Annotated in this window: 1 protein-coding gene; it reads right to left on the bottom strand. The window is 67.9% G+C overall.

All coding sequences use genetic code 11. The annotated features are described in order from the left end of the window. The coding region (locus AC0KUR_RS38000) for an aminotransferase-like domain-containing protein (protein ID WP_473377407.1) at positions 1–750 on the bottom strand (750 nt) is incomplete at both ends.

Here is a 750-nt window from a genome sequence, read left to right as displayed (position 1 = left end):
TTTCGTTGCAAACTCAACCAGTTCGCGCTTGCGCTCGTCGGGCATCTGGAACCCGAGCGGGTTCTGGAAGTTCGGCATCACCATGCACGCCGCGATCGGCTGCGACTTCGCGATCGCGGCCAGCGCCGCGATGTCGATCCCGTACTCCGGATGCGTCGCGACCTCGATCGCCTTCATCCCCATCCGCTCGATCGCGTGCAGCATCGCGTAGAACGTCGGCGATTCCACCGCGATCGTGTCGCCCGGCTTCGCCACCGCCTGCAGGCACAGGTTGATCGCCTCCGTCGCGCCCACCGTCACGATGATCTCGTTCGGGTCCACCGACATCCCGTTTTCCAGGTAGCGGCGCGCGATCTGCCGAATCAGGCGCGGATGGCCGGGCGGCAGCCCGTCCGTCACGCCCCACAGCGACTTGTCGCGGCCGGCCGCATACGCGTAGCGGTTCAGCTTCTCGAACGGAAACAGGCTCGGGTCCGGATACGGCGAGCCCAGCGGCACCGCGTCGTCCGTGCCGATCGAACGCAGCGTCGACAGCACGAGCCGGCTCACGTCGACCGACGACGAGATCGCGATCGGCTTCGACGGCCGCAGCTCGCGCACCGGCGCGTGGCCGTCGTCGCGGCGCAGGTTCACGAAATAGCCCGACTGCGGCCGGCTTTCCAGCAGCCCGCGGCTTTCCAGCAGCAGATACGCGTGCAGCACGGTCGTGATGCTGATCCGGTGCTGCTGGCTCGCCTGCCGCACCGACGG

Source organism: Burkholderia sp. YHN3-13, from assembly GCF_055810675.1.
Note: the sequence above shows the minus strand (reverse complement) of the source record. Positions and strands in the feature narration are given on the sequence as shown.